The following is a 23,146-nucleotide window of genomic DNA, read 5'->3' as shown; positions in this document are numbered from 1 at the left end:
GGTTCCCCCGTACATGGGACAAGACACTCCCGGCCGCCCGGGGGTTGTACGCCGCCGTCCGGCTCCGCCGCGGCCCCCGGCGGAACCGCTCAGTCCGTCGCCGTCCGCGTCCGCAGGTAGCGGACCAGCGCCGCGACCCCGACGAGCGGACCGAGCGCGAGGACGAGGAGTGCCGTCGTCCACGAGGCGTGCTCGGCCAGCACGGGGACGAGGTAGAGGGTCGCGGCCGTCGTCACGTAGCCGATCGCCAGCTGGAGGGAGACCGCGCTGCCGACGTAGCGCGGGTCGGCGTTCTCGGTGACCATCGCCGAGAACTGCGCGGAGTCCGCGATCACCCAGAACCCCCAGAAGGCACTGACGAGCAGCACGACCGGCAGCGGCACCTGCCGGACGAAGGCGAGGACGACCGCCGCGCCGCCGGACAGGGCGAGGCTGACGAGCGCGGCCTGCGCGCGCCCGAAGCGGTCGCTGATGCGGCCGCCGACGAGGCACCCCGCGGCGCCGACCCCGATGCAGGCGAAGGCGGCCAGCGCCGCGTGCCGCTCCCCGTCGGGGGTGCCGGCGAACCCGTCGAGGCCGGCGAGGAAGGTGCCGATCCACGCCCACATCGCGTAGAGCTCCCACATGTGCCCGGCGTAACCGATGTTCGCGAGGACCACGGGACGGCTGCGGACGGCCCGCAGCGCCGCCCGCAGGCTGAACGCCGACCGCGGGAACGGATACGGTCCGGCGCCGCGCACCAGCAGCACGACGAGCGCGCCGGCGGTCGTGAGGACCGAGGTCGCGACGATCACCGCCTGCCAGCCGAGGCCGCCGGAGGCCTTGACGAGCTGCGGCGCGGCCGAGCCCAGGGTCAGCGCGCCGATCATCACACCGAGGGCGGTGCCGCGGCCCTCGCGGAACCACGAGGACACCTCCTTGACCGCCGACGGGTAGACCGCGGCGAGGCACGCCCCCGTCAGCGCGCGCAGCGCCAGGGCCGCAGCGAATCCGGGCGCCCACAGCAGGAGGAGGTTGACGGCGGCGGCGCCCAGCGCGCCGGCGCTCATCAGGCGCCTGCCGGGGACCGCGTCGGCCAGACCGGTCGCGGCGAGGGCGAGGGCACCGACGACGAAGCCCAGTTGCACCGCGATCGTCAGGAGCGAGGACTCGCCGCCGGTGAGGTGCCACATCTCCCGCAGCTGCGGGACGACGAACGAGGCGGAGAACCACACGCTCATCGACAGCAGTGTGGCGACGGCCAGGAGGGCGAGGGCAGCGGCGGCGCGCATCCGCTCGCCGGCGGGTTCCGTACCGGGCACCGACACGATCAGCCTCTCGTTCTCCGTCCACGGGCCGGACGCGCCACGTGGACCCTGCCGGGCGCCGTGATCACCCCCTCCCCGGATTCAAACACAGCCGTGCCGCGCGCGGCCGAGCCGGTGCACGCCGCCGCGTCAGTCGGACTCCTCGGCATACTCCTCCGGAGGCCCCAGCTCCGGGCGGTCCCGCAGCTCCAGGACCCCGCCGAGCCGTTCCGGTTCGAGGACCGTCACAGTGTTCCCGCCCGCGCGCAGCAGCGGTGCCGGGCAGTACAGCGTGACCTGCGGTCCGCGGCGCGGAGCACCTGACCGGCGGCGACCCGACGACCCGCTGGGCCGACGCCGACGACGCGGCCTCCCCGATCACGCCGGACATCGGCTTCGGCGCGGCCACCACCTTCGACGAGGTCTACCTGGACGAGTACACCGACTCGGGGACCGAGCCGCGGGTGCAGTCGTTCGACCTGCAACGGTGGGACGCCGCGAGCGGGAAGTGGGTGACCTTCGCGAGCCGTGGCACCGGCATCGGGCACGACCTCACCGTGACCGGCTTCGACAGCGTCACCGCCTCCAGGCTCCGGGCGGCGCTCACCGGGCAGATCGCGACGGAGCAGTACACGCCCGCACCGACCGGGACCGCCGTCTGCCGCACCGAGCGGACCGGCCGGAACGTGTGACGGCACAGGCGGGTGGACGCACAGGCGTCCACCCGCCTTTCCGCTGTCGCGTGTGCCCGTCATGACGGCCGGGAAGTGATCGTCCGTATCCACGACCACGCAGAGGGGCGGGGCACATGACCACCGCGGACCGTTTCCGTACCGCCGTCGACAACCGGGATCTCGCGGCACTCGACGACCTGTTCACCGACGACGTCCGCCTCTACAGCCCGGTGAAGTTCCCGCCGTTCGAGGGCAAGCGGGCGGTGCTGGGCCTCTTCGGGGTCCTGCTGCGCACGTTCGAGGACTTCCATTACATAGGGCACTTCACCGGCACCTCGCAGACCAGCGGCGACGCTGCGTCCGCCCCTTCGGAGGTGCTGCTGTTCCGCGCCAGGGCGGGCGGCAAGGAGATCCACGGCATCGACCTGCTGCACTTCGCCGACGACGGGCGGATCAAGGAGTTCACGGTCATGGTCCGGCCCAGGTCCGCCGTCCACGCCCTCGGCGAGGCCGTCCTCGCGGGACTGGTCGCGGACGGGCTCGCACCGGCACCCGCCGACGGATAGGACGGGCTCCCGCCGAGGGGCGGGGCCGGGTCCCGCCGACCGGTGATCACATCGCGAGACGCCCTTGCGCCACTCCCCTGGCCAGGCGTTGTCTCGCACGGTGAGAACCGAACAACCCGCACAGCACGGCAACGACGACATCGGCGACCGCTCCGCGCGGCGCGCCGTCACCGTCTTCCCGATCCTCGTCCTCGCGGCCGGCGCCCTCGGACTCCTCCTCCCGGACACCTTCGCCGGCTGGGGCGAGTCGGTGCCGTACCTGCTGGGCGTGGTGATGTTCTGCATGGGCGTCACCATGACCCCGCAGGACTTCCGCGGGGTCGCCCAGCGGCCCTGGGCGGTGGCCCTCGGACTGGTCGCGCACTACGTCATCATGCCCGGACTCGGCTGGGCCGTCGCCCACCTGCTCCAGCTCCCGCCGCAGCTCGCCGCGGGCGTCATCCTCGTCGGCTGCGCCCCCAGCGGCACCGCCTCCAACGTGGTCACCTACCTGGCGCGCGGCGACGTCGCGCTCTCCGTCTCCGTGGCCACCGTCTCCACTCTCGTGGCCCCGCTGGTCACCCCGCCGCTGACCCTGCTGCTGGCGGGCGAGTACCTGCCCGTCGACGCCGGCTCCATGGTCACCGACATCCTCAAGACGGTGCTGCTGCCGGTGCTCGCGGGCCTCGCCGTGCGGCTGTTCGCGGGCCGCCACGTGCAGCGCGCCCTGCCGGTGCTGCCCTGGCTGTCCGCCCTGACCATCGGTGTGATCGTGATCGTGGTCGTCGCGGGCAGCGCCGACGCCATCAAGTCGGCCGCCCTGCTGGTGTTCGCCGCCGTCGTGCTCCACAACGGCCTCGGCCTGGCGCTGGGCTACGGCGCGGGGCGCCTCGGCCGGCTGGGCGAGCCGGGGAGCCGCGCCATGGCCTTCGAGGTCGGCATGCAGAACTCCGGGCTCGCCGCCTCGCTGGCCACCGCCCACTTCAGCCCGCTGGCCGCCCTGCCCGCCGCGGTCTTCTCCGTCTGGCACAACGTCTCCGGGGCCCTCGTCGCGGCCTGGCTGTCCCGCCGGACACGCTGACACCGTGCGGACGCCGGCCGCCGTACGAGCGGCGGCCGGCGTCCGCGCCTCACCCCCGGACGCGCTCGGCGGGCACCACGGCATCTGCCGCCGCGGCGGCTCAGCAGTCGATCGGCTCCACGTCCGACCAGAGGACGGGATCACCGCGGGTACCGCTGAACGTCAGGGCGTCGCCCTCGCGTCCCCAGTCCAGTTCGTACGTACTGGAGCGGAACGGGCGGTAGCCGTCGTCGGACGACCACGAGCCGACCTTCAGGCCCAGGCCCATGACCCCCACTTCGTAGACGTCACCGCCGCCCGCGACCAGGAAGGACGTCTCGCGCACCACGACCCGGCACCCCTGCGGGCTCTCGGGTTCGAGCACGCGGTAGTCCGCCTCCTGCGTCAGGTCGCCGAGCGCGCCGAGTGCGATGCCCAGCGCCGCCGCGACCTTCGCCAGGAGGAGTACCCGGTAGGGGACGGCGCGCCGCTTCCCCGCGGGCCGGTCGGCCGCCGGGCGGCCGGGCCCCGCCGTCGCGTCCCCCTCGTCCGCCCGGAGGGCGGGCTCCGGTGTGTCGCCGGCCCTCATGAGCACCAGCGCGGCGAGGTACAGGACGCAGCTCACCCACCAGCCGGGAACCACCCGTCCCGCGACGACCAGCAGCAGACCGCCCCACTGCGCCCAGACGGCGAGCACCGCGCACCCGAGGCCGACGGCCCCGTACGCCAACTGCCGTCGTACACCACGCTGTTCCGATTCCACCGGCACACCTTATGGTCACACCTGCGGCGTGCCGGACGGGTCAGGCGGTGGCGACGGGGCCCGGCGGCAGGTGGACCGTCATGATCAGGTCGCAGGGTCCGGCGTCCGCGCCGCGGTAGGTGTGCGGGGTGTCCCCGTCGAAGGTGGCGGTCTGGCCGGCCTAGACGGTCGTTCGACGCCGCGGTCCCCGGCCGGGGCGCCGCGTCCGGGGTCGCCTCGGCCGCCGCGTTCGCCCTGCTCTGCCGCACCCTGGCGATCGGCCCGATGAACGTCCTCTCGCCCGTGACCGCGCTGGTGTCCGCGGCCCTGTCCGTCGGCGTGGGCCTGCTCCAGGGCGAGCGCCTGAGCGCCGCCGGGCTGGTGGGGCTGCCGCTCGCGCTGGTGGCGGTGGTGCTGGTCAGCGCCGGGCACGGCGCCGGCTCCGCCCGCCCCTCCCGCAGGGCGCTGCTGCCGGCCTTCGGCGCGGGCGCCGCCATCGCGCTCCAGCTGGTCTTCCTGCACCAGGCCCCGTCCGGCAGCGGGGTGGCCCCGCTGGTCGTCGGCCGGGCGGTCTCCTCGGCCGTCACCCTGACCGCGGCCGCCCTGACGCACCGCAGGCCGGGTTCCGAGCGGCCCGCCCACGCGATGTCGGCGGCCGCGGGCGTACTGGACTCGGTGGCGAACCTGCTGTTCCTGCTCGCCGCCCGCAGCGGCGACCTCACCGTCGTCGCCGTGATCACCGCCCTCTACCCGGCCGGCACGGTCCTGCTCGCCCGCGGCGTGCTCGCCGAACGCATCCACCGCGGCCAGCTCGCCGACCCGGGCACCGCCGCCGTCGCCGTCGGGCTCCGCGCCCTCACCTGACACCGGACGGTCCCGCGGCCCGCCGCACACCGATCGACGCCGTCATCGCCCGCACCGCCGCGGCCGCTGCAGGCACCGGCCGCCCTCACCCCCGCGGCAGCCGGCCTCCTCGCCCCCGCCTGGACCTGGGCCGGTCCGCGGTCCGTCCCGCGCCGCCCGTACCGTACGGCCGCCACCGTGCCCGACCGCCGCCGTGCCCGGCGAGGGCGGCTCAAGTAGTGCGGCGCAGCCAGTCCTCGAAGCGGGTGCCGGCCTGGCGGGCGCGGCCCTCGTCGGGGACGAGGCTGCGCTCCGCCAGTTCGGAGCCGAAGTAACGGGCGTGCGGGTCGGCGACGACCGTGCGCGGGTCGCCCCACGCGCGCAGCGCCTCGGCGACGAACGCGTCGAAGCGGAGCAGCTGGGGACCCGCCACCTCGACGGTGCCCTTCAACGGGGCCCCCACGGCGACCTCGCACACCGCTTCGGCGACGTCGTCGGCCGCCATGGGCTGGACGAGCACGGGCGGCACACGCACGGTGTCACCCTCGGTGGCGGTGTCGGCGATACCTTTCACGAACTCGAAGAACTGTGTCGCCCGGACGATCGAGTAGGCGATCGGCCCCTGCTTGACCAGCTGTTCCTGTGCCACCTTCGCCCGGAAGTAGCCGTTGTCGAGCGGACCGTCGACGCCGACGACCGACAGGGTCAGGTGGTGCGCGACGCCCGCCGCCTCCTCGGCGGCCAGCTGGTTGCGGGTGGAGGTGGTGAAGAAGTCCGTCGCCGCCCGCTCCTCGAAGGAGGGCGAGTTGGTCACGTCCACCACCACCCGGGCTCCGGCGAGCGCGGCGGCGAGGCCCTCACCGGTGAGGGTGTCGACGCCCGTGCCGGGCGCGGCGGGCACCGCCTCGTGCCCCAGTTCGCCGAGCCTGCCGGCCACCTTGCCGCCGATGAGCCCGGTGCCTCCGATGACCACGATCTTCACGTCACGCTCTCCTTGCTCCGATGGCGGATCAGCGGATCGGACGGCGAACCGGTCGCGTCCAGAGGGGGTTCGGTCAGGACGGCCGGGGTGCCCGCAGGTGCGCGCGCCGCTTCAGCTCGTCGTCGTCGACGAGGACGAGCATGGGCTGTCCCGGCACGCAGAGCATGGTGACGAGGAAGCGCAGGCGGGTGTCGGTGCGGTGGTTGCCGTCCTGGTAGTGGACGACGTCTCCGCCGGGCTCCCAGAACGTCTCGCCCGCGCGGACGATCCGCTCCGGCTCGCCCTCCAGCTCGAAGCGCATCTCGCCCTCCAGCACGTAGCCGAAGGCCGGTCCGGGGTGGCGGTGCGGCGGGGTGCCCGGATCACCGGGCGGGAACTCGACCCGGACGGTCGTCACGTGCGCGCCCTCCGGAACGGCGGGCGGGGTCACCTCCTGCAGCACGGTGAGCGCGGTCTTCCACGCCTCGGAACGCGGGTGCTTCCGGGTGTCGGACACGGCACTTCTCCTTCCGCGGTGCCTGTGCTCCGCGGCGCCTGCGATCGGGGTCGTACGGGGTGATGGCCGGCGGAGCGGTCTCTACGGGGCGGTGCTGCGGTCGAGGGCGTACGCGGCGGTGCCCGTGGCGGGGCGTACGGAGCGCGGGAGCCCTCCCTCGCCGGCGCGCCCCGGTCCGTGCCCGCCGGGGGACGCGGACGGCTGACCCGGCGCGCGGCCCGGGGGCTCGTGGGGCGCTCCCGGGAGGAGTCCCATTGTCCAGGGACCCGGTGCGCCCGGTGAGCGCGGTTCCGGACACGTCCCCGGCACCGTGCCGCCCCCGGCCGCCCCGCCGCCTTCCGGCAGGCCGGTCCGGCCGCTTCCGCACCGGTCCGCCACCCGCCGTCCACCAGCGTTTTCACTACTTCACCTTCCGAACTCGGCGGAGTCTGCACACGGTTGATCCTGTTCGACTCATTGACATGCACAAGATCGGAGTACAACGTTGCAAGTCCCCCCACACCAAGGAGGACCGTATGCTTCCCCCACGCAGGCCGACGGCGTCCCTGGCTGTCGCGGCCGCGCTCGGCGCAGCCTCCGTCGTCGCCGGTCCGGCAGGACCGGCCTCGGCCGCGGCGGACACCATCCCCCTGACCCTGAAGAACACCTCAGGGAGCAGCGAGCAGGTGTACGTGTACGTGATCGGCACCGAACTCGCCTCCGGCGAGCAGGGGTACGCCGACGAGAGCGGAGCCTTCCACGCCTGGCCGGCCGGCGGCGCCCCGCCGGTACCGGCCCCCGACGCCTCGTTCGCCGGTCCGGTCAACGGCGAGTCAAAGACCATTCAGCTTCCGAAGTTCTCCGGCCGGGTCTACTTCTCGTACGGCCAGAAGCTGGACTTCCGGCTCGCCGAGGGCGGGCTCGTGCAGCCCGCCGTGCAGAACGCCTCCGACCCCAACCACGACATCCTGTTCAACTGGACCGAGTACACGCTCAACGACTCCGGTCTGTGGCTGAACTCCACCCAGGTGGACATGTTCTCCGCGCCCTACTCGGTGGGCCTGACCGCCGGCGACGGCTCCACCAAGGAGACCGGCAGGCTCAAGCCGGGCGGTTACCAGGCCGTCGTCGACGGCCTCAAGGCGCAGGGCGGCGGCTGGGAGGGCCTGGTCCAGACCCGCGGCGACGGCACGCCGCTGCGCGTCCTGGCGCCCGGCCACGGCGTCGGCTCGGGCGCCATCCCGGCCGACGTGATGAACGACTACATCGACCGCGTCTGGTCCAAGTACGCCACCGACACCCTGACGGTGACCCCGTTCAAGGAGCAGCCGGACACCAAGTTCCACGGCAGGGTCAACGGCGACAGGATGGACTTCACCGACGGCACCGGTGCCGTCGTGACCTCCTTCGAGAAGCCCGACTCCGACTCCGTCTTCGGCTGCTACAACAAGCTGGACGCCCCCAACGACCAGGTGCGCGGCCCCATATCGCGGACCCTGTGCGCCGCGTACAACCGCTCCACCCTGCTCACCAACCCCGACCAGCCCGACGCCGACGCCTCCGGCTTCTACCGGGACGGCGTCACGAACCACTACGCCCGGCTGGTCCACGACCAGATGCAGGACGGCAAGGCGTACGCCTTCGCCTTCGACGACGTCGGCGCCCATGAGTCGCTGGTGCACGACGGCGCCCCGAAGGACGCGACCATCACGCTCGAGTCCTTCGGCTGATCCCGGCCGGTCCCGGCCGGGAGCCTTCCGCACCACCGTCGGAGCCGTTCCTCCCCGCACCGGGGAGGAACGGCTCCGCGCGTGTCGCGGCGGCTCCCGTACCCCGGGTGCCCGCGTCCGATGGCGGCCCGGGCGCGCGCCGACGACGCTGGTACGGAACCGGAGAGAAGGAGACCACCATGAGGAAGCCGGTCCGTGTGCTCGCCGCGGTCCTCGCCGCATCCGCGCTGTCCGCCGTGCCCGCGCAGGCCGCCGCGTCCGGGCCGGCCGACGTGACGGTGGCGCAGTGCACCGCAGGGGGCGGCATCATCATCGTCTCGATCGTGGGCAACGGCGAGGACGCGAGGACCGTCGCCCACTGCAAGGGCGGAATCTACGACGGACAGCCCGTCGTCTGAGGCGGCGCCACCGGCGAGGCCGCCCGCCCGACGCGGACGGCGCGCCCCTTGGACGGCGTGCTGCCCGCCGGGCGCCGCCCGGGCGGGATCCACCGCCTCACCGTGCCGGGTCCTCGCGCCCCGGCGGGGACCCGCGCCCGGCGGACCGGCCACCGCCCGCGAGCAGGTCGTCGAGTTCGGCCGCGAAGAACAGCGCGGGGTCGAAGCCCATGCCGGTGAAGTGGCCCGCCAGTTCCAGTGACAGGACGCCGTGCAGCCGGGTCCAGAAGGTCAGGGCCCGGTGGAGGACCGCGGGCGGGGCGGGGTGGCCGTCCGCCCACTGCCGGTGCTCCTCCAGGTGCGTGCCGAACGGTGTGCCGGGGCCGTCCGGGGGCAGCGCCGCGCAGGCGTCCAGCAGCGTCGCCATGATCTCGGACGCGATCCCGGTGATGTCGTCGGGCGCGTGGTAGCCGGGGACGGGGGTGCCGTAGACGAGGAAGTACCGGTGGGGGTCCTCCAGGGCCCACCCGCGCAGGGCGTGCGCCAGCGCGGCCGCGTCCGGCCCCGGGGCGGAGGCCGCGCGGAACGTGTCGGCGAGGCTCCGGTAGGCGTCCCGGACGAGTTCGGTGATCAGGTCGTCGCGGCCGGCGTAGTACCGGTAGAGGGCGGGACCGCTCATGCCCATCCGCTTGGCGATCGCGTTGAGGGAGAGCCCGGAGGCGCCCGCCGTCGCGATCTGCTCCCACGCGCGCTCCTTGATCTCCGCGCGCACCTGGGCGCGGTAGCGCTCGCGCGGAGTCTTCGCGCCTGTGCCCGTCATGGCCTCCGCCTCTCCGCGCCCGCACGGCTGCGGGCCCACGATTTAGTTAGAGGCTATCACGAAGCCTATTGACACTCACTTTCGCGTTCGGTTACAACTTCTAACTAAACCAAGAGGCGCTCACCAGATACGCGCCGCAGGGGAGGTCGTCATGAACGCCGAAGGACTCGTCGAGATCGTCCTGCCGGGCAAGGTGGAGCCGGAGGGGCTGCGGATCCGGCGCGGGGACGTCCCCGTGGCGGGCCCCGGCCAGGTCCTGCTCCGGACGGAGGCGACCGGGGTCTCCTTCGCCGAGCAGCAGATGCGCCGGGGCCGCTACTACGACCAGCCGCCGTTCCCCTTCGTGCCCGGCTACGACCTGGTCGGCACGGTGCTGGCGACCGGTGAGGGCGTCGAGCCGGGCCTGGCCGGCACCCGGGTGGCCGCCCTGGTCAAGGTCGGCGGCTGGGCCAGCCACGTGCTCGTCGACGCGGCGGACGTGGTGCCGGTGCCCGACGGCGTCGGCGCGGCGGAGGCCGAGGCCCTGGTGGTCAACGGCCTCACCGCCTGGCAGATGCTGCACCGCACGGCACGCGTCCGGGCGGGAGGGACGGTCCTGGTGCACGGCGCCAACGGCGGCGTCGGCTCGGTCCTGGTCCAGCTCGCCCGCGCGGCGGGGACGGAGGTCATCGGCACCGCGTCCGTCCGCCACCACGACACCCTGCGGGCCTGGGGCGTCGTCCCCGTCGACTACCGCACGGGGGACGTGGCCGCGCGGGTCCGCGCACTCGCGCCCGGCGGGGTGGACGCGGTCTTCGACCACGTCGGGGGCCGCGGCATCGTCGACTCCTGGCGCCTCCTCGCGCCCGGCGGCACGCTCGTCTCCTACGGCACCGCCTCCACCCGGGACGACGAGGGCTCCAAGCAGTGGCCCGTGTTCAAGCTGCTCGGCCGGGTGTGGCTGTGGAACGCGCTGCCCAACGGCCGCCGGGCCCACTTCTTCAACCTCTGGGCCGGGCGCTCCCTGGCCAGGAACCGGTTCCGGGCCCGGCTGCGCGCCGACCTCACCGAGGTCTTCGCCGCCCTGCGGCGCGGGGACGTCACCGCCCGGATCGGCGCCCGGCTGCCGCTCACCGACGTCGCCGAGGCCCTGCGGCTGGCCGAGTCCGGCACCACCGCGGGAAAGATCGTGCTCATCCCCTAGAGCCCGTCGGCCGGTGCCACGGGCCGGCGGGGACCCCCGCCCATGGCACCGGCTCATGCTGGGCGCATATAAACCGCGTCGATCGTGCGACAGCCGCCGAAGAGTGTCCTGACAGGTGAGAACCTCGTTGCCACGATGAGGAAGGACGAACGACGACGGGCCGCGCACGGCCCGTCCGTGAGGGACGGCAGAGGGATGGACCAGCACACGGAACCCCGACTGGTCATGCGTCGGGTGCGGGCCGACCAGCACGCCGTGCTGGTGTACCTGGCCGGTGAGCTGGACCTCGACACCACCCGTCTGCTGGTCGAGGACTTCGTGCAGCTGGCCCTGCACCGGGACGACCACCACCGTGTGCTGCTGAACCTGTCCGACATCACCTACTGCGATCCCGGCAGCCTGTTCACCCTCCTCGGTCTGTGCAACGCGCTGCACGCGATCGGCGTCCTCGTCACCATCACCGATCTGAGCACCGCCGTCCGCACCATGATCACCCTCGTCGGCCTGGGCGACCAGCTCCCTCTCCACCGCCCGTGACGGCGGGGCCGCACGGCCCCGGTGCGAGGCGGGAGGCTGCGGTCGGCACCGGGGAAACGCGTGTCGGTGAGGGCTGGTAGAAAGGGCGGCCCATGGACCGGCGGGGCGTCGGCGGTGTCCGCCGGCGCCCCGGTCCGCATGCGGGAGGACATCGCGTGACCATCGATCACATATCCGAGCTGCACGGCCTGCCCGTGTACGACTTTCCGCGCGCCGGGGAGGAGGACGGGCCGCTGCCGGCGGCGGAGACCGTCGCCTGGCGGCTGGCGCGGGACCCGTTCCGCACCGACGAGGAGAGCTTCGACCTCTGCTGGGAGCGTTTCCTCGACACCGTGGACCCGGCGCGGGTGCGGGCCCTGGTGCTGGGGGCGGGCGCCTACGGCACGGAGGACTCCGGCGACGACCCGGAGGAGACGGCCGAGCGCCTCGCGGCCGCGGCCGGCCGGCTGACCGGGCTCAGGGCCCTCTACCTCGCCGACCTCACCTTCGAGGAGGCCGAGCTGTCCTGGATCGTGCAGGGCGACGTGTCGCCGGTCCTGGCCGCCTACCCCCGCCTGGAGGAACTGGCGGTCCGCGGCTCCAACGGCGGCTTCGAGGACGAGCCCGGACTGCGGCTGACCCCGTTGCGCCACGAGCACCTGCGCGTCCTGCGCTTCGAGAACGGCGGCCTGCCCCGCGAGGTCGTCCAGGGCCTCGTCGCCTGCGACCTGCCCCGTCTGGAGCGCCTGGACCTGTGGCTCGGCGACGAGTACTACGGCCGCACCACCACCGTCGCCGACCTCGCCCCGCTCCTGGCCGGCGACGCCCTGCCCGCCCTGCGCCACCTGGGCCTGCAGAACAGCGACGTGCAGGACGAGGTCGCCGCCGCCGTCGCCACCGCTCCGGTCGTCGCCCGGCTCACCTCGCTGCACCTGGGCCTGGGCACCCTCGGCGACGCCGGCGCCGAGGCGCTCCTGACCGGTCAGCCCCTGACCCACCTGGAGGAACTCGACCTCCACCACCACTTCCTGTCGGATCCGATGATGCGGCGCCTGCGCGAGGCCCTGGAGCCGTTCGGAGTGGAGGTCGACCTCGGCGAGCAGGAGAAGGCCGACGAGGACGGGAGCCGGTACACGGCGGCGGGAGAGTGAACAGGAGCTGATCCTCCCGGCGTCCGGGCCCGGGCCGCCGCCCCGGCCCGGGCCCCACCGCCGCCCGGCCCCCATCGCCGCCCCGCCCCTCCACCGCCACCCTGCCACTCCGCCGCCGCGGGCCTCCGCCGCCGGGTCCGCCCCGACCGCCGGATCCGCGGCTGGAGTCCGTCGCACGCCCGCACGCCCGCTGCCGGACGGTCGTCCCCGGGCGCGCGGGAGTCCTGGGAGACGTCGGGGCGGTGGCCGCCGCCCGCTTTCACCCGGCGGCGGGCGGCGCCGTCCGCGACGCCGGGCCTCGGCCGGGTGTTCGTACGGACGGGACGACACCGCAATCTTGTGCACGTGCGAAGGCGCGGAACTCCCTCTTACGGGCGAGCGGTGAGGATCTTCCCGCCGCTCCACGTGCGACCGCGTGCGTTCCACGTGCCTCGACCACGGGGTTTACGCCTTTCGGGTGCGAAGGCGCCCCCTTCGCGCGGTTCTCGATCACCGCGGTCTGCTGGTTGCCTGGTGCGGCGGCGTGCACAGCGCATCCGCGCCCCGAGTCGTCCTGGAGCCCACCACCATGAGCACGTCCACGAACGCCGCTTCCACCTTCACCCTGCCGGGCCCTCCCGATCCGGCCCGCTCGCTGCGGACCCGGCGCACCGGGGCCGTTCCGGGACTGAGACACCGGCCCGCCGCGCCGGCCGACCCCGACAAGGCCGCCGAGGTCGACCGGAGGCTGGAGGAATGGGCGCGCGAACTCGACCTGTTCCCCGCGGCGTGGAGCGGGGACTTCGCGCAGTTCCGGTTCGGCCGGGCCGTGTGCCTGCAGCACCCCGCGGCGGCCGACCTGGAGCGCCTGACCGTCGCCGGCAAGCTGCTGCTGGCCGAGAACATCGTCGACAGCTGCTACTGCGAGGAGGACGAGGGCAGGGGCGGCGCGCGGCGCGGCCTGGGCGGCCGGCTGGTCATGGCGCAGTCGGCCCTCGACCCGTTCCACGGCGCCCCGGAGTACGAGACGCGGTGGCGCGAGGGCGTGCAGGCCGACGGCCCGCTGCGCTCGTACCACTGGGCCCTGAAGGACTACGCGGCCTTCGCCACCCCCAGCCAGACCGACCGGTTCGTGCACGACATCGCCCGGCTGCACATGGGCTACCTCGCCGAGGCCTCCTGGGCGGAGACGCGGCACGTGCCGCGCGTCTGGGAGTACCTGGTGATGCGGCAGTTCAACAACTTCCGCCCCTGCCTGTCCATCGTCGACGCCGTGGACGGCTACGAACTCCCCGAGGCGGTGTACGCCCGCCCCGAGATCCAGCGGATCACCGCCCTGGCCTGCAACGCCACGACGCTCGTCAACGACCTGTACTCCTTCACCAAGGAACTGGCCAGCGACCCCGAGCACCTGAACCTGCCTCAGGTGGTGGCCGCGAACGAGCGGTGCGGCCTCAAGGCCGCCTATCTGAGGAGCGTCGAGATCCACAACCGGGTCATGGAGGCGTTCGAGACGGAGGCCGCCGAGCTGTCGGCCGCCTCGCCGCTCGTCGCCCGGTACGCCCGCGGCCTGGACGACTGGGTGGCGGGCAACCACGAGTGGCACGCCACCAACACCGAACGCTACCGCCTGCCCGACTACTGGTGAGTGCCCGGCCCGTCCGGCCCGGTAGTCCCCGGCCCGCCGACCGACCACCGAACGCACGCCCGCACCACAGCGAGGAGTCACTGTTGACCAGCGCGCACACCGGCACCACGTCCGCACCGATCCCGGCCCAGTCCACGTACCAGAACCGCGTGGCGGAGTACTGGAACGCCGAGGAGAACCCGGTCAACCTCGAACTCGGCAAGCTCGACGACCTCTACCACCACCACTACGGCGTCGGCGCCGCCGACTTCTCCGTGCTGGAGGAGCCGGACCCCGACCGGCGCGGCGAACGGATCACCCGCGAACTGCACCGCCTCGAGCACGCCCAGGCCGAACTGCTCGCCTCCCACCTCGGCCCCCTCTCCCCCGCCGACCACGTCTTCGACGCGGGGTGCGGACGCGGGGGCGGCAGCGTGGTCGCGCACCTGCGGTACGGCTGCCACACCGACGGAGTGACCCTCTCCGAGAAGCAGGCCGGCTTCGCCAACGAGCAGGCGCGCAAGCGCGGCATCGACGCCAAGGTCCGCTTCCACCACCGCAACATGCTCGACACCGGCCTCGATACCGGCGGGTACGCGGCGTCCTGGAACAACGAGTCCACCATGTACGTCGAACTGGACCTGCTCTTCGCCGAGCACGCGCGGCTGCTGCGCCGCGGCGGCCGCTACGCGGTGATCACCGGTTGCTACAACGACACCTACGGGCAGGCCTCCCGCGAGGTCTCCCTCATCAACGCCCACTACATCTGCGACATCCACCCCCGTTCCGCGTACTTCCGCGCCCTGGCCCGCAACCGGCTCGTGCCCGTCCACGTGCAGGACCTCACCGAGGCCGCCGTCCCGTACTGGGAGCTGCGCAAACGGGCGGACCACCTGGCCACCGGCATCGAGGACACGTTCCTGACGGCGTACAGGAACGGCAGCTTCCAGTATCTGCTCGTCGTCGCCGACCGCGTCTGACCCGGCTCCGGGCGGCCGACCGGAGCGGCAGGAAATATCCTGTCCCCGGACATTCCTCCCGCTCCGAGGGAGCGATGTCCACGTGTCCGAAAGGAGGACACCGTCATCATGGATCCGATCGAGAACAGGACCGTCCGGACGGCCTCGGAGCCGGTGGACGGACCGACCGCGTACGAGCCGCCGCGGGCGGTCGAGGCCGGTGATTTCCACGCGCTGACCCGCGGCTGGAGCGCCACGAGCGAAGCCGACGTCATCGCCGGCTTCTCCGGCGACGCGGGGTAGCCGGCCGACGGGACACGACCGTCACGCCACCATCGGGACGGAGGGCCGCTCGCGGCCCTCCGTCGTCGTGCGCCCCCGCCCGGAAAGTAGATATACAGGCCATCTATAACGCTTCGTCCTACTTTGAGACAGCACCATCGACACTCAAGGAGGACATGGTCATGGACACCCTCAAGGACACGGACGTGCGCCCGGCCCCGGGGCCCGCCGGGGAGGCGGAGCCGTACGAGCCGCCCCGGGCCGTCGAGGTCGGCGACTTCACCGTGCTGACCCGCGGTCTCGGCCCGAAGGGGACCGACGTCATCGCCGGTTCGTGGTTCGCCGCGGGATAGCCCCCGATGACATCGAGCGCCGGATGGTTCGTGGTCCTGCCGGACAGCCCCGCCGGCACCGCCGTCGGCGGACGGCTCGCGGGCGGGGCGGTGCTGGCCTACGCGTCCGGCCGGCCGTGCCTGGTGACGGCCGCGCCCCGCACCGTCGTCCGCGCCGAGGCGGGCGGGGCGCGTCTCGCGGTGATCGGCGACTGCCCGGTCACCGCCGGCGCGCTGAGGACCATGGCGGCACGGCTGAGCTGCCCGGAGGACGCCGACGCGGTGGCCGCCCGGCTGCCCGGCTGCTTCCACCTCGTGGCCGTGGTGGGCGACCGGGTGCGGGTGCAGGGCACGGCTTCTGGCCTGCGCCGCGTCTTCTTCACACGTCTGACCGGTGACGGCGCCGGCACGGTGGTGGCGGGCGACCGGGCCGGCGTCCTGGCCGCGCTGGCGGGGGCGGACCTGGACGCCGAGGCGCTGGCGGTCCGGCTCCTCGACCAGCCGCCGCCGGTGCTGACCTCCCCGCTGTGGCGGGGGGTGCGCCCGGTGCCGCCGGGGGACGCCGCCCACCTCGACCCGCGCGGAGTACGGACACGCACCTGGTGGACCCCGCCCGAACCCCATCTGCCCCTGTCGCGGGGAGCGCCCGCGTTCGCCGACGCCCTGCGGGAGGCCGTACGGGTGCGCGTCGGCGAGGAGGAGGTGGTGGCCTGCGACCTGTCCGGCGGCCTGGACTCCACCCCGGTGGCCTTCCTCGCCGACGCCGCGGTGCGCGAACGGCACGGGCGGCTGGTCACCTTCGCCCACGAGGTCGCCGACCCCGCCCACGACGACGCGCACTGGACCGCCCGCGCGCTGCGGCATCTGAGCGGCGAGCACGTGACGGCCCTTCCGGAGGAACTGCCGGGCTGGTTCGCCGGTGTGGCCCAGCCGGTGGACGGCCTGGACGAACCCCTGCCCTGGCTGCGGGCCCTGGCCCGCGTCACCGCGACCGCCGGGCGCCTGGCCGGCCACGGTGCCCGGGTCCACCTGACCGGCCACGGCGGGGACGAACTCACCCTGTTGTCCTCCTCCTACCTGCACGACCTGGCCCGCACCCGCCCGAGCGCGCTGTGGCCGCGCCTGCGCAACCTCCGCGCCCGCACCCGCTGGCCGCACACCGCCTGCGTGCGCGCCCTGGCCGACCGGCGCCCCTACGGCACCTGGCTGGCCGACCAGGCCCGCCTGCTGACCACGCCCCCGTCCCCGCTGAACGTGCCGGACTTCGGCTGGGAGCTGCCGTGGCGGCTGCCCGCCTGGACCACCCCGGCCGCCGCCGACACCGTCTCCCGCCGCGTCCTGCGCGCCGCTCCCGCCGCCCGCCCCTGCGCCACCGCGCGCTCCCAGCACCAGGCCCTGTCCGCCGTGCGGGCCACCGCACCGCTGATGGCCTCCCTGCGCGAGCTGACCGCGCGGGCGGGCGCCGCCGTGCACGCCCCCTATCTGGACGACCGCGTCGTCGCCGCGGCCCTGGCGGTACGCCTCGACCACCGGGCCGTACCCGGCCGCTACAAGCCCCTCACGGTCGCCGCGATGCGCCCGCACGTGCCGGCCGCGTGCCTGGCCCGCGCCACGAAGGCCGAGTTCTCCGCCCTCCTCTACGAGGGGCTGCGCGCCCACCGCGACCAGCTGCACGCCCTGGCCGACGACGCGCTGCTGGTCCGGCTCGGCCTGGCCGATCCCGCCGCCCTGCGCGAGCTGTGCGTCCACACGCCCGTCGACGCCGGGGCCGGCAGGCTCGCCCTGGACGTCTTCGTCGGCGTCGAGAACTGGCTGCGCGCCCGGTCCCGCGCCCCCCACGCCCTCGTCCGTCCGTCCACACCAGCGGGAGTCCGCGACCATGCACCTTCCTGACCACGTCACCCTCACCCCCGCCGGCGACCCCACCGCGCCACCGGCCGGGACCCCGGCGGTCCTGCTGGACGAGCGCACCGGGCGCTACTGGCACCTCAACCCCACCGCGCACCTGCTGGTACGCGCCCTGCTGTCCGGAGCCACCGCCCACGAGGCCGCCCGGTGCCTGACCGAGGCCCACCCCGCCGCCGCGCCGCGCGCCGAGGCCGACACCCACCGTCTGGTGACCCAGCTCACCGACGCCCGGCTCCTGGAGACCTGACGTGAGCGTCCCCTTCACCGCGCGGACGCGCCCCCGCCTGCCCTGGCGCGAACGGCCCGCCGCGCTGGCCGCCGTGGCCGCCGCCCATGTGATCGCCCGCCGGCCGCCCGCCCGCATCCGCGCCCTGCTCACCGCCGCGCGGCGGGGCGCGGCCCCCGCCACCGCGGCCCAGGCCGGGGCCGCCCGCGACGCCGTCCTGGCCGTGAGCCTGTCCTGCGCCGGCCAGGGCTGCCTGCCCCGCTCCATCGCCACCGCGCTGCTGTGCCGGCTGCGCGGGACCTGGCCCACCTGGCGCACCGGGGTGCGCGCCTACCCCTTCACCGCCCACGCCTGGGTCGAGGCCGACGGCCGCCCCGTCGACGAGCCCCATCCGCCCGGCTACTACACCCCCACCATCACCGTGGCGCCCGAGGAGGGGCCGCCGCGGACGTCCCGCCCCGAGACGTCCGGCCCCGCCGCCCCGTGATCCGGGCGGCCCCGCGGTTCAGTGCGCGCCGGACCGCGCGGTCGGCTGCCGGCCCCGCCGCTCCCCGGCCGGGGCGGGCCCGTCCGCCGCGTCCCCGGGGGCGTTCCAGTCGATGCGCAGGATCGCCAGGTCGTCCGTGTGCCGCTCGGCGTTGAGGGAGCGTGCCTTGGCGATGAGCTGGTCGAGGTGGTCCCCGGGCCCCGACGCGTCCGTCTCCTCGATGATGGCCAGCAGACCCTCGACGCCCAGCCGCTCGTCGGCTCCGGCGTAGCCCTCTATGAGCCCGTCGGTGTACACGATGAGGCTGCCGCGGGCGGGCAGCCGGAGCGTGGTGGCGGGCCAGTCCCCGAGGCCGGGGATGATGCCGAGGGCTATGCCGTGCTCGGCGGGCACGACCTCGGCGCCCGACGGTGTGATGAGCAGCGGCTCGTGGTGGCCCACCAGGTGGAGCACGGCCTGCGCCCGGAGCGGGTCGAGCGTGACGAGCGTGCAGGTGGTGAAGAGGCTGCTCCCGCTGCGCTCGGCGATGTGCATCCGCTCCAGCAGGTGCAGCAGGTCCTGGTCGCGGTGGCCGCCCAGGACGGCGGTGCGCCACGCGATGCGCAGGCAGACGCCGAGCGCCGCGGCGTCCGCCCCGTGGCCGCTGACGTCCCCCACGATGGCGTGCACCTGGCCGTCGTCGGTCTGGACGACGTCGAGGAAGTCGCCGCCGAGCAGCGCCTGCTCCCGCCCGGGGAAGTACCGGCTGGTGATCGTGACGGACGGCGAGGAGACCAGCGGCTGGGGCAGCAGCCCCCGCTCCAGGCGCGCGTTCTCCTGCGCCCGCAGCCGGCCCACCTGCAGGGCCGCGCTGGCCCGCTCGGACTGCTTGCGCTGGACCGCGTAGCGCACCGCGCGCTGCAGGAGTTCGGGCTCTACCTTGCCCTTGACGAGGTAGTCCTGCGCACCGGCGGCGAGCGCCTCCACCCCGGCGCGGGACTCGACGAGTCCGGTCAGCACGATCACCGCGGCGTGCCCGTCGGTCTCCTGCACGGTGTGGACCGTCGCGACACCGGAGGCGTCGGGCAGGTGCAGGTCCAGCAGGACGCAGTCGAAGGGGCGCGCCGCCAGCTCGCCGCGGGCCTCGGCCACCGAGCGGCTGCGCACCAGGGTGTACCGGAGGTCGGTGTCGACGAGCAGCTCCTCCACCAGCAGGGCGTCCCCGTCGTCGTCCTCGACGAGGAGGATGCGGTAGTGGGCCTCGCGATCGCCGGACGGCTGGGTCACGCCGCCGCCCTTTCCTCGGGGACCGCCTCCGGGACCTCTGCGACGGGAAGGGTGAACACCACGCGGGTACCGGGCCCGTGGTCGGGGTCGATGGTGATGGTCCCGCCGTGGAACTCCACGACCTTCTTGCACATGGCCAGGCCGATGCCGGTGCCGGGGTAGGCGTCCCTGGTGTGCAGGCGCTGGAAGAGGATGAAGACCTTCTCCTGGAACTCCGGGGCGATGCCGATGCCGTTGTCGGTGAAGGTGAACTCCCACAGGTCCCCGCTGCGCGTCACACCGATGCGGATGCTCGGCGGGCGATCCGCGGCACGGAACTTGATGGAGTTGGAGAGCAGGTTCTGCCAGAGCATGCCCAGCTGGGTGGGGTCGCCGACGACCGTGGGGAGCGGGTCGTGCGTGATCTCCGCCCCGCTCTCCTCGATCGACACGCTGAGCGCGTCCGTGGTGTGCTCCAGCACCTTCTCCAGGTCGACCGACTTGTGGTCGTTCAGGACCCGGCCCACCCGGGAGAAGGTGAGCAGGTCGTTGATGAGGACCTGCATGCGGTTGGCGCCGTCGACGGCGAACGCGATGTACTGGTCCGCCCGCTCGTCCAGCTGGCCGCCGTAGCGCCGCTGCAGGAGCTGGGTGAAGCTGGACACCTTGCGCAGGGGCTCCTGCAGGTCGTGCGAGGCGACGTAGGCGAACTGCTCCAGCTCGGTGTTGGAGCGCTTGAGGTCGGCCGCCTGCTCGTCCAGCAGCCGCCGCGACTCCTCGCTGCCGATGAGTTCGGTCACCAGGCGGGTGCGCATCGAGTCCACGTCGGAGGCCAGCTGCCGCACGTCGGCCGGGCCGGTGACGGCGATCGGCTGGTCGAAGCGGCCGCGGGCGACCGTGCGGGCCCCGGCGCCGAGGCGCTCCAGCGGGCGGGTGATGCCGCGCCGCAGGGCCACGGACACGAGGACGGCCACGGCCAGGACGACCGCCGCGCCCGCGCCGAGCGTCCAGTTGCGCAGCGTGGTGGCCTCCCGCAGCGAGCCGGCGGCCACCGCGCGCTGCTCCTGCAGCCGTGCCTGCTGCCGGCCCACCGCCTCGCGCAGGGCGTCGAACGCGGCCTTGCCCTCCTCCGCGCGCTCCTTGGCCAGCGGCACGGCCTCCTCGGCGGAGGCGGCGGAGACGGGCCGGGCGATGCGCCCCTGCCAGGTCTCCGCCAGCTCGCGGACCCGCGCCAGGTCGGCGCGTGCGCGCCCGTCGCCGGCGAGCAGGGACTGCAGCCGCCGCATGGCGGCCTTCTCGTCCTTCACACCTTGTGTGTAGGGGGTGAGGAACTCCGTGCGGCCGGTCAGGCCGTACCCGCGGACGCCGGTCTCCTGGTTGACGAGGGCCGACTCCAGGCGCACCGCCGCCACCAGCGCCGGTGTGCGCGTGTTCACCAGCTCGTCCGTCATCCGGGCGGCGCGGGCCATCGCCCACACGCTCAGCGAGCCCACGACCGCGAGCACGACCAGGGTGACAGCGACGCCCGTCCGCAGCCAGCGGCGGGTGGTCCAGCCGGCCATCGAGCCGGTGACGCCGGCGGGCGAACCGTTGCTCACGACAGGAATGCTCCTTCACAGACCTCGGACACACCGTGCGGCGGGCCGGCCGCACGGCAGGCCCACCTTACCCGGGCAGGACAACACTTGTTGTCGCACGTCCCCGCGAGCGTCTAGGGTGACAACATGCCAGATCCCGCCTTTGCCCCACAGCTGGCCGAGAAGGAGATCGCTGCACATGTGAGTGAGGCCGTGGACGAGCTGACCCGCCGGATCGCGCTGGACACGGTGTGTTTTTCGGCCGGTGCGCCCGACCCGGCCGACCCGGCGGCCGCCGACCGCAGACGGGCGCTCGCGCGCCTGTACGTCCTCACCGTCGCGGAACAGGCTGTGCAGCAGCTGGAATCCCAGGCGGCCCGAGCGGCCGCCGCGGCCGGTGCCGGATACCCGGAGATCGGCCAGGCCTCGAACATGAGCCGCCAGGGAGCGCGGCGCCGGTGGCCCGGCCTGGTGGCCGGCGGCTCCGTCTCCCCCCACTCCCGCCACTCGACCAGGAGTTCGTGACATGACCACCCCCGCCGCCACCCGCCCTTACGACGTGCTGCTGGTCGAGGACGACATCGCCGACGCGATGCTCATCCAGGACGCCCTGACGGACCGCGGCGCCCGCAACCTCACCCAGGTCGCCGACGGGGTCCAGGCCCTGGAGTACCTGCGTGACCCGAACCACTCCCGGCCCGACCTGATCGTGCTGGACCTGAACATGCCCCGCATGAACGGCCGCGAGTTCCTCGCGATCGTCAAGGAGGACGCGGACCTGCGCTCCATCCCCGTGGTCGTGCTGACGACGTCCTCCGCGCCCGACGACGTCTCGGGGGCGTACCAGCACCACGCCAACGCCTACGTCACCAAGCCGGTCAACCTTGAGCAGTTCGAGCAGGCCGTCCGCAGCATCGACACCTTCTACCTGGACGTCGCCGCCAAGCCCTCCCGCCCGTAGGGACACCGGCCGCCCCGCTCAGCCCGCGCCGCGCCCGAGGGGGACGGGCCGCACGCGGCCCCGAAAGCGCGGCCGAAGCGGGACGCCGGCCGGCGTCCGGCCGCCGGGCCCGCACCCGTACGCCGGACGGGCGTCCGGGGCGGCGTCCGAGGCGGCGTCCCCTCACAGAGCAGGACCACCGACACACCCTCCGTCACACGCTGTGACGGCGTGCTCGCCGTGGGCCTGCTTTTTGTCTGCCTGCGCACGAGGCGTCCGTGACGGGCCCCTGCGTGCCGCCCGCCCCCTCGCGCTCACCGCCGGACGGCGCGACCGGCGGTGCCGCACCGAGACAAGGGGGGACCCTTGGCGGACACAGAATGCATGACATATATTTCGCGTATCTTTCAGCGTGTTCCTGGCTGAGGACTCGACGGAGAGGAGGACGGACGCATGTCGACGGACAAGACGGCCACGCCCGTGCCCGTGCGCGACGCACGGTCGGCGCACCTCACCGAGGTGATCAGCCTCGGCGCCGGACTGCCCTACCCGCTGGCCCTCCGCACGCGCCCCCAAGCCCCCGGAGCGGACACGACGGCCGTCGTGCTGCGCGGCGAGATCGACCGCCAGGCCGAGCAGGTGCTGGAGCACGCGCTCCGCGACGTCCTGCGCCGTGCCCCACGAGGCGTGGAACTGGACCTGGAGGACATCACCTTCATCGACTGCTCGGGACTGAACGTCCTGCTGGCACTGCACCGTTGGGCGGCCGAGCAGGGCAAGGCGCTCACCATAGGCGCGGCCGGTCCGGCCGCCGACCGCCTCCTCACCCTGACCGGCGCCTGGCCGCTGTTCGGCACGGCGCACGCCGGGCACGCGCGTGCGTCGGCCGGGGCGGCGGAGGCCGGCGCCGCGAGCGAGGTCCTCCCCGTGCTCGGCCGGGCCGTGTGACACGGCCGCGGCGCCGCCGCCCCGACGTGTGACGGCGGGGCGCCCAGGCCGTGCGTACGGCCCCGTCCGCGCCCTCCGGCCCTTCTGCCGACCACCCCGTCCGCACCCTCCGGCCCTTCTGCCGTACCACCCCGTCCGCGGGAGCGGCGAAACCCCGTGCCGGGGCCCGGCCGACGCGGCCTCCCTCCTCCGACCGCCCCTCCGTACGGGCGCCGTGCCCGCGAGAGGGCATTCCCCGCCGGGTGCCGCGTG

The 23,146-nt window shown here is 74.2% G+C and carries 25 protein-coding genes and 2 pseudogenes; 19 read left to right on the top strand and 8 right to left on the bottom strand.

Annotated elements, in window-relative coordinates:
- Positions 1 to 89: 89 nt before the first annotated feature.
- The gene (locus IE271_RS05575) at positions 90 to 1,301 is read right to left on the bottom strand and encodes an MFS transporter (protein ID WP_229919146.1); all 1,212 of its coding nucleotides are present in this window, start codon (positions 1,299 to 1,301) and stop codon (positions 90 to 92) included.
- Positions 1,302 to 1,750: 449 nt separating this feature from the next.
- Here IE271_RS05575 and IE271_RS05570 point away from each other — a divergent pair, with 449 nt between their 5' ends.
- The 3 genes from IE271_RS05570 to IE271_RS05560 all read left to right on the top strand — a co-directional run bounded on the left by IE271_RS05570 (position 1,751) and on the right by IE271_RS05560 (position 3,586).
- The gene (locus tag IE271_RS05570) at positions 1,751 to 1,978 is read left to right on the top strand and encodes a hypothetical protein (RefSeq protein WP_190189048.1); all 228 of its coding nucleotides are present in this window, start codon (positions 1,751 to 1,753) and stop codon (positions 1,976 to 1,978) included.
- A gap of 116 nt (positions 1,979 to 2,094) precedes the next feature.
- Complete coding sequence (locus IE271_RS05565; RefSeq protein ID WP_190189047.1) at positions 2,095 to 2,526, top strand: nuclear transport factor 2 family protein; 432 nt, start codon at positions 2,095 to 2,097, stop codon at positions 2,524 to 2,526.
- A 100-nt stretch (positions 2,527 to 2,626) separates the two neighbouring features.
- Positions 2,627 to 3,586, top strand: coding sequence for a bile acid:sodium symporter family protein (locus IE271_RS05560; protein WP_229919145.1), 960 nt, complete (start codon positions 2,627 to 2,629; stop codon positions 3,584 to 3,586).
- Between the two features lie 100 nt (positions 3,587 to 3,686).
- Here IE271_RS05560 and IE271_RS05555 read toward each other — a convergent pair whose 3' ends face one another.
- Positions 3,687 to 4,328, bottom strand: coding sequence for a hypothetical protein (locus IE271_RS05555; protein WP_190189046.1), 642 nt, complete (start codon positions 4,326 to 4,328; stop codon positions 3,687 to 3,689).
- A 40-nt stretch (positions 4,329 to 4,368) separates the two neighbouring features.
- Positions 4,369 to 4,488 (bottom strand): annotated as a pseudogene (locus IE271_RS41670) (XRE family transcriptional regulator); the annotation flags it as partial.
- Between the two features lie 29 nt (positions 4,489 to 4,517).
- Between IE271_RS41670 and IE271_RS05550 the strand changes: the two are divergent.
- Positions 4,518 to 5,171: pseudogene (locus IE271_RS05550) on the top strand (EamA family transporter); the annotation flags it as partial.
- Positions 5,172 to 5,382: 211 nt separating this feature from the next.
- Here the strand turns inward: IE271_RS05550 and IE271_RS05545 are convergent.
- Both IE271_RS05545 and IE271_RS05540 read right to left on the bottom strand, forming a co-directional pair.
- Entirely contained in the window at positions 5,383 to 6,132 is a 750-nt protein-coding gene (locus tag IE271_RS05545; protein ID WP_190189045.1) for an SDR family oxidoreductase, read from the bottom strand.
- 73 nt (positions 6,133 to 6,205) lie between these two features.
- On the bottom strand, positions 6,206 to 6,628 hold the full coding sequence (locus tag IE271_RS05540; RefSeq protein WP_190189044.1) for a cupin domain-containing protein: 423 nt from the start codon (positions 6,626 to 6,628) through the stop codon (positions 6,206 to 6,208).
- Positions 6,629 to 7,143: 515 nt separating this feature from the next.
- Here IE271_RS05540 and IE271_RS05535 point away from each other — a divergent pair.
- Both IE271_RS05535 and IE271_RS05530 read left to right on the top strand, forming a co-directional pair.
- Positions 7,144 to 8,337, top strand: a complete 1,194-nt coding sequence (locus IE271_RS05535) for a glycoside hydrolase family 64 protein (RefSeq protein ID WP_190189043.1) — start codon at positions 7,144 to 7,146, stop codon at positions 8,335 to 8,337.
- A 179-nt stretch (positions 8,338 to 8,516) separates the two neighbouring features.
- Positions 8,517 to 8,735, top strand: a complete 219-nt coding sequence (locus IE271_RS05530) for a hypothetical protein (protein WP_190189042.1) — start codon at positions 8,517 to 8,519, stop codon at positions 8,733 to 8,735.
- Between the two features lie 97 nt (positions 8,736 to 8,832).
- Here IE271_RS05530 and IE271_RS05525 read toward each other — a convergent pair whose 3' ends face one another.
- Positions 8,833 to 9,534, bottom strand: coding sequence for a TetR/AcrR family transcriptional regulator (locus IE271_RS05525; protein ID WP_190189041.1), 702 nt, complete (start codon positions 9,532 to 9,534; stop codon positions 8,833 to 8,835).
- Between the two features lie 151 nt (positions 9,535 to 9,685).
- Here IE271_RS05525 and IE271_RS05520 point away from each other — a divergent pair, with 151 nt between their 5' ends.
- From IE271_RS05520 to IE271_RS05475, 10 genes are all read left to right on the top strand, one after another.
- Positions 9,686 to 10,717 carry a medium chain dehydrogenase/reductase family protein gene (locus tag IE271_RS05520; protein WP_190189040.1) on the top strand — a complete coding sequence of 344 codons (1,032 nt, stop codon included), beginning with the start codon at positions 9,686 to 9,688 and terminating at the stop codon, positions 10,715 to 10,717.
- Positions 10,718 to 10,912: 195 nt separating this feature from the next.
- Positions 10,913 to 11,254 (top strand): STAS domain-containing protein, encoded by a 342-nt coding sequence (locus tag IE271_RS05515; protein WP_190189039.1) that lies wholly within the window; start codon positions 10,913 to 10,915, stop codon positions 11,252 to 11,254.
- Positions 11,255 to 11,409: 155 nt separating this feature from the next.
- Positions 11,410 to 12,384, top strand: coding sequence for an STM4015 family protein (locus tag IE271_RS05510; protein ID WP_190189038.1), 975 nt, complete (start codon positions 11,410 to 11,412; stop codon positions 12,382 to 12,384).
- Between the two features lie 568 nt (positions 12,385 to 12,952).
- Positions 12,953 to 14,011, top strand: a complete 1,059-nt coding sequence (locus IE271_RS05505; protein ID WP_190189037.1) for a family 2 encapsulin nanocompartment cargo protein terpene cyclase — start codon at positions 12,953 to 12,955, stop codon at positions 14,009 to 14,011.
- Positions 14,012 to 14,094: 83 nt separating this feature from the next.
- Positions 14,095 to 14,970, top strand: a complete 876-nt coding sequence (locus IE271_RS05500) for a geranyl diphosphate 2-C-methyltransferase (RefSeq protein ID WP_190189036.1) — start codon at positions 14,095 to 14,097, stop codon at positions 14,968 to 14,970.
- A 108-nt stretch (positions 14,971 to 15,078) separates the two neighbouring features.
- Positions 15,079 to 15,252, top strand: a complete 174-nt coding sequence (locus IE271_RS05495; RefSeq protein ID WP_190189035.1) for a lasso RiPP family leader peptide-containing protein — start codon at positions 15,079 to 15,081, stop codon at positions 15,250 to 15,252.
- 161 nt (positions 15,253 to 15,413) lie between these two features.
- Positions 15,414 to 15,584, top strand: a complete 171-nt coding sequence (locus IE271_RS05490; RefSeq protein WP_190189034.1) for a lasso RiPP family leader peptide-containing protein — start codon at positions 15,414 to 15,416, stop codon at positions 15,582 to 15,584.
- 6 nt (positions 15,585 to 15,590) lie between these two features.
- A complete protein-coding gene (locus IE271_RS05485; protein ID WP_190189033.1) occupies positions 15,591 to 17,456 on the top strand; it encodes an asparagine synthase-related protein in 1,866 nt (621 codons plus the stop codon).
- Positions 17,443 to 17,718: a lasso peptide biosynthesis PqqD family chaperone gene (locus IE271_RS05480; protein WP_190189032.1), complete on the top strand. Its 276-nt coding sequence runs from the start codon at positions 17,443 to 17,445 to the stop codon at positions 17,716 to 17,718. Before IE271_RS05485 ends, IE271_RS05480 begins: the two co-directional genes overlap by 14 nt.
- Before the next feature lies 1 nt (position 17,719).
- Positions 17,720 to 18,184 (top strand): lasso peptide biosynthesis B2 protein, encoded by a 465-nt coding sequence (locus IE271_RS05475; RefSeq protein WP_190189031.1) that lies wholly within the window; start codon positions 17,720 to 17,722, stop codon positions 18,182 to 18,184.
- An 18-nt stretch (positions 18,185 to 18,202) separates the two neighbouring features.
- On the opposite strand, the gene IE271_RS05470 is transcribed toward IE271_RS05475, so the two are convergent.
- Together IE271_RS05470 and IE271_RS05465 are read right to left on the bottom strand one after the other, a co-directional pair.
- Complete coding sequence (locus tag IE271_RS05470; protein ID WP_190189030.1) at positions 18,203 to 19,450, bottom strand: PP2C family protein-serine/threonine phosphatase; 1,248 nt, start codon at positions 19,448 to 19,450, stop codon at positions 18,203 to 18,205.
- Positions 19,447 to 20,991, bottom strand: a complete 1,545-nt coding sequence (locus IE271_RS05465) for a sensor histidine kinase (RefSeq protein ID WP_190189311.1) — start codon at positions 20,989 to 20,991, stop codon at positions 19,447 to 19,449. The genes IE271_RS05470 and IE271_RS05465 overlap by 4 nt, the downstream gene beginning before the upstream one ends.
- Positions 20,992 to 21,153: 162 nt before the next feature.
- Here IE271_RS05465 and IE271_RS05460 point away from each other — a divergent pair, with 162 nt between their 5' ends.
- From IE271_RS05460 to IE271_RS05450, 3 genes are all read left to right on the top strand, one after another.
- Entirely contained in the window at positions 21,154 to 21,531 is a 378-nt protein-coding gene (locus IE271_RS05460; RefSeq protein ID WP_190189029.1) for a hypothetical protein, read from the top strand.
- Between the two features lies 1 nt (position 21,532).
- Positions 21,533 to 21,967 carry a response regulator gene (locus tag IE271_RS05455; protein ID WP_190189028.1) on the top strand — a complete coding sequence of 145 codons (435 nt, stop codon included), beginning with the start codon at positions 21,533 to 21,535 and terminating at the stop codon, positions 21,965 to 21,967.
- Between the two features lie 432 nt (positions 21,968 to 22,399).
- Positions 22,400 to 22,894, top strand: a complete 495-nt coding sequence (locus tag IE271_RS05450; RefSeq protein WP_190189027.1) for an STAS domain-containing protein — start codon at positions 22,400 to 22,402, stop codon at positions 22,892 to 22,894.
- The last annotated feature ends 252 nt before the right edge of the window (positions 22,895 to 23,146 follow it).

The sequence above is a fragment of the Streptomyces minutiscleroticus genome (assembly GCF_014650875.1).
Classification (GTDB): domain Bacteria; phylum Actinomycetota; class Actinomycetes; order Streptomycetales; family Streptomycetaceae; genus Streptomyces; species Streptomyces minutiscleroticus.
The sequence above is the reverse complement of the archived record's forward strand: the minus strand, read 5'-3'. Positions and strand labels throughout refer to the sequence as shown.

Coding starts and splice junctions, on each gene's coding strand:
- IE271_RS05450 (WP_190189027.1), top strand. CDS start 22,400: ATGTCGACGGACAAGACGGCCACGCCCGTGCCCGTGCGCGACGCACGG.
- IE271_RS05565 (WP_190189047.1), top strand. CDS start 2,095: ATGACCACCGCGGACCGTTTCCGTACCGCCGTCGACAACCGGGATCTC.
- IE271_RS05520 (WP_190189040.1), top strand. CDS start 9,686: ATGAACGCCGAAGGACTCGTCGAGATCGTCCTGCCGGGCAAGGTGGAG.
- IE271_RS05530 (WP_190189042.1), top strand. CDS start 8,517: ATGAGGAAGCCGGTCCGTGTGCTCGCCGCGGTCCTCGCCGCATCCGCG.
- IE271_RS05455 (WP_190189028.1), top strand. CDS start 21,533: ATGACCACCCCCGCCGCCACCCGCCCTTACGACGTGCTGCTGGTCGAG.
- IE271_RS05505 (WP_190189037.1), top strand. CDS start 12,953: ATGAGCACGTCCACGAACGCCGCTTCCACCTTCACCCTGCCGGGCCCT.
- IE271_RS05460 (WP_190189029.1), top strand. CDS start 21,154: ATGCCAGATCCCGCCTTTGCCCCACAGCTGGCCGAGAAGGAGATCGCT.
- IE271_RS05535 (WP_190189043.1), top strand. CDS start 7,144: ATGCTTCCCCCACGCAGGCCGACGGCGTCCCTGGCTGTCGCGGCCGCG.
- IE271_RS05480 (WP_190189032.1), top strand. CDS start 17,443: ATGCACCTTCCTGACCACGTCACCCTCACCCCCGCCGGCGACCCCACC.
- IE271_RS05525 (WP_190189041.1), bottom strand. CDS start 9,534: ATGACGGGCACAGGCGCGAAGACTCCGCGCGAGCGCTACCGCGCCCAG.
- IE271_RS05485 (WP_190189033.1), top strand. CDS start 15,591: ATGACATCGAGCGCCGGATGGTTCGTGGTCCTGCCGGACAGCCCCGCC.
- IE271_RS05465 (WP_190189311.1), bottom strand. CDS start 20,991: ATGGCCGGCTGGACCACCCGCCGCTGGCTGCGGACGGGCGTCGCTGTC.
- IE271_RS05490 (WP_190189034.1), top strand. CDS start 15,414: ATGGACACCCTCAAGGACACGGACGTGCGCCCGGCCCCGGGGCCCGCC.
- IE271_RS05495 (WP_190189035.1), top strand. CDS start 15,079: ATGGATCCGATCGAGAACAGGACCGTCCGGACGGCCTCGGAGCCGGTG.
- IE271_RS05515 (WP_190189039.1), top strand. CDS start 10,913: ATGGACCAGCACACGGAACCCCGACTGGTCATGCGTCGGGTGCGGGCC.